Here is a 3,021-nt window from a genome sequence, read left to right as displayed (position 1 = left end):
GTGGTGGCGGCGGCGGTGGCCTGCCGATCCTCCCGCCGACCGCAGGGCCCGTGCCCCAGCAGCCGGCGCCAGCGCCGACACCGACGCCAACCGACCGCGTGGTGTCCGAATCCATCCAGTCGGGGTTCACCGGCGCGCCTTACCCTCTTTCCGTCTACCTGCCCGCGGGGTACGACCAGGGCTCCGATGCCTACCCTGTCATCTATGCCCTCGACGGCGATGCCACCAACGGCTTGCCGCAGACGCGGTTCGCGAATCTCAAGGACATCCTGGTGAAGCGTGGAACGAAGGCCATCCTCGTCGGCATCGGGAACACCGGGCGACGCCAGGAGGACTACAACTTTCCCGGGGCCTTCAAGTACCACGATTTCCTCGCGAAGGAGTTGATTCCCTTCATCGATTCGAAGTACCGGACCAATCCCAAGAACCGGATGCTCACGGGCCTGTCGACCAGTGGCAACCTGGCGGCCACGGCGCTCTTTCTCGAAGCGCCGGACAACCTGGTGTTTTCTTCCTTTGTGTCGATCGAGGGCGCTTTCTGGCAGCAGGAGGCCCAGAACAACGATCTCGAAAAGAAGATGTTCGACGCGTTGGCGGGCAGGCCGCTGCCAGTCACGTTGATACTTGCAAGTTGCATAAGTGGCTGCAATCAACAGTACGTGAGGGCGCTGTACCAACGGATGGCGGCGCGAGGCTATGTGGGGCTGCAGCTGCTCAGTACGGAGTTCAACGCCACGCACGTCGGCGCGGATGTCCTGGCGTTCGAAGACGCGGTGGTGCGAATCTACAAGTAGGTGGCCATGGCCGCGCCGCGAACCCGACGCCCGGGGTTCGCGGGCGGCGTGCTCATGCCGACAGCGGTTTGGGCGGGTAGCCGGCCTCTGTGAGCGCGGCCACCACGGAAGGGCTGTCCTCCATGGTGTCGATGCGCACCGTCCTGCTCTTCAAGTCCACCTCGATCCTGGCCTGCGGGTCCAGGTCCTTGACGGCCCGGGTGATGCGGCCGGCGCAGCTGCCGCAGGTCATCGACTGGATTTCAAACGCTTGCATGGGGTGAGTCCTTTCAAAAGAGTGACTCGCAGTGTCAAGCTTGGCATCGTGTGAAGGTCAAGCGCGGCGAAGGCCCGACCCCTGGCGTGCCAAGGTCATGCGCTGTTCGCGTTTGACTCTCTCATGGTGTGAAGGTTGAGACTTCGCGCTTTGGCTCGAAGGAGAACCCCATGGAACATTCCACGGCGCCGGCTGCTGCGGCGCGCTTGTCCCTTGCCGATGTCGTTGCCCGCTCCGGTGCGTCCGCGCGGCTGCTGAGTGACTGCGAATCGCTCGGGCTGCTCGACGACACGGCGCACGGCGGCCTCTACGACGAACGCGCCGTGTCGACGCTGCGCTTTGTGCGGCGCGCACACACGTTGGGTTTCGACACACAGGAAGTCATCGAGCTGCACGCCTTGTGGCAAGACGGGCGCCGCGCAAGCTTCGACGTGAAGCGCGTTGCACTCGAACGTGCCGAGGACCTGGCCCAGCGCATCGAGGAACTCGCGCACATGAAGCGCCTGCTGGAGCGCCTTGCTCATTGCTGCGAAGGTGACGAGCGCCCGGAGTGCCCCATCCTCGATGAGCTGGCCGGGCTCAAGGGATTCGCCGGCTGTGAAGCACGGCGTGCCTGAGGCCGATCCTCAACCCGGAATGTTCGGCTCGATCAGCTGCGCCAGCGCGACCAGCGACTCCTGCCAGCCCAGGTAGCACATCTCGACGGGAATCACGTCGGGGATGCCTTCCTGCACGACGGACATGTCCGTGCCGCACGAGACCGCGGTCAGGACCACCGTGGTCTTCATCGTGCCCGGCAGGTGGGGATCGTCGAAGCTCGCGTCGTAGGCAATGCGCTGGCCGGGCACGAGTTCCAGGTACTTGCCGCCGAACGAATGGCCGTGGCCGGTGCCGAAGTTGGTGAAGGACATGCGCCACGCGCCGCCCACCACTGGCTCCATGGTGTGGACCTTGCCGGTGAAGCCGAAGGGCGGCAGCCAGCGCTCGAAGGCGCCGGGCTCCACGAAGGCGCGGTAGAGCTTGTCGGGGGTGGTGCGCAGCACGCGGTGCAGGCGGACGGTGTTGGTGGCCATGGTTGCTTTCTCCTGATGAAGTACAGAGGACGACCCTCTGTGATGACGTCGGATGAGGCCGCTGCGATTCGACACGCTCACGGGCTAGGAAAAACCCTGGGTCGACACCCCGCGCCTCAATCGATGAACCGCGCCACGATGTCCTCGAACGACGGCAAGTCCATCGGCGTGTGCCCTCCGGGGTAGCCCTTCACGCTCAACTGAAGGCCTTTGTAGTTGTGCGCTGCGATCTTGTCGTGCAAGGCGGTGATCTCCGGGCCGCCTGTGTTGGCAGCGGCGAAGCCCAACAGCAAGGTCACAGGAATCTCCCGCGTGCTGCTGTTGGCGTACATCTGGCTTTCGAGCGGCTCGAGTTGCGCGCTTGCGCCTTTGACGGGTGGATCGGAGGGGAAGAAGTACTGGAAGGTGAACTTGCCGGCCGCGCCTTCCGTGAAGAAGGCGATGAGCGTGAAGACGCCGCCGTTCGACAGGCCCGAGAGCATGCGCTTGGCCGGGTTGGCGCGGTAGTTCGATTCGACATACGGCACCAGCTGGTCGGTCAGAAAGTCGTGGTACGGCTTGGCGCCGGGCATCAGGTAGTCGGTGTTACGGCGCGCCGTGCCGCCGATGCCGACGACGATGGCCTTCTTGCCGGCCTTCTCGAGGATGTCCGTGAAGTTCTGGAAGCGCGTCACGCTCTGGTTGAAGACCGCATCGCCATCGGTGATGTAGATCGCGGGGTACGTCGTCGTTGCACCGTCGTAACCCGACGGCAGGTAGATGTGCAGGGGATAGGTCGCACCCGTGGCCTCGGACTTCACCGAGGCCTGGACCACCCGGCCGCGTCCGGTGTCCGCGGGCGGTGGTGTCGGTGTGCCGCCGACCGGTGGCAACGGCAGCATCGCCACACCGCCTCCGC

At 64.8% G+C, this 3,021-nt stretch carries 5 protein-coding genes; 2 read left to right on the top strand and 3 right to left on the bottom strand.

The annotated features are described in order from the left end of the window. A partial coding sequence (locus AC07Y4_RS32820) for an alpha/beta hydrolase (protein WP_495275681.1) occupies window positions 1-794 on the top strand: 794 nt, incomplete at its 5' end. 52 nt (window positions 795-846) lie between these two features. Here AC07Y4_RS32820 and AC07Y4_RS32815 read toward each other — a convergent pair. Continuing rightward, the gene (locus AC07Y4_RS32815) at window positions 847-1,050 is read right to left on the bottom strand and encodes a heavy-metal-associated domain-containing protein (protein ID WP_369646885.1); all 204 of its coding nucleotides are present in this window, start codon (window positions 1,048-1,050) and stop codon (window positions 847-849) included. Between the two features lie 170 nt (window positions 1,051-1,220). On the opposite strand from AC07Y4_RS32815, the gene AC07Y4_RS32810 reads away from it, so the two are divergent. Continuing rightward, window positions 1,221-1,667: a MerR family DNA-binding protein gene (locus tag AC07Y4_RS32810; RefSeq protein ID WP_487846820.1), complete on the top strand. Its 447-nt coding sequence runs from the start codon at window positions 1,221-1,223 to the stop codon at window positions 1,665-1,667. A 9-nt stretch (window positions 1,668-1,676) separates the two neighbouring features. Here AC07Y4_RS32810 and AC07Y4_RS32805 read toward each other — a convergent pair whose 3' ends face one another. Both AC07Y4_RS32805 and AC07Y4_RS32800 read right to left on the bottom strand, forming a co-directional pair. Beyond that, window positions 1,677-2,123, bottom strand: a complete 447-nt coding sequence (locus AC07Y4_RS32805) for an SRPBCC family protein (RefSeq protein ID WP_487846821.1) — start codon at window positions 2,121-2,123, stop codon at window positions 1,677-1,679. 116 nt (window positions 2,124-2,239) lie between these two features. Continuing rightward, window positions 2,240-3,021, bottom strand: a 782-nt coding sequence (locus tag AC07Y4_RS32800) for an alpha/beta hydrolase (protein WP_495275680.1), incomplete at its 5' end; no start/stop codon positions are given.

It is taken from the genome of Variovorax sp. GW460-12-1-14-LB1, assembly GCF_059423605.1.
Note: the sequence above shows the minus strand (reverse complement) of the source record. Positions and strands in the feature narration are given on the sequence as shown.

Bases quoted from the DNA above. Each gene is read 5' to 3' on its own strand.
- AC07Y4_RS32805 (WP_487846821.1), bottom strand. From the start codon at position 2,123: ATGGCCACCAACACCGTCCGCCTGCACCGCGTGCTGCGCACCACCCCC.
- AC07Y4_RS32810 (WP_487846820.1), top strand. From the start codon at position 1,221: ATGGAACATTCCACGGCGCCGGCTGCTGCGGCGCGCTTGTCCCTTGCC.
- AC07Y4_RS32815 (WP_369646885.1), bottom strand. From the start codon at position 1,050: ATGCAAGCGTTTGAAATCCAGTCGATGACCTGCGGCAGCTGCGCCGGC.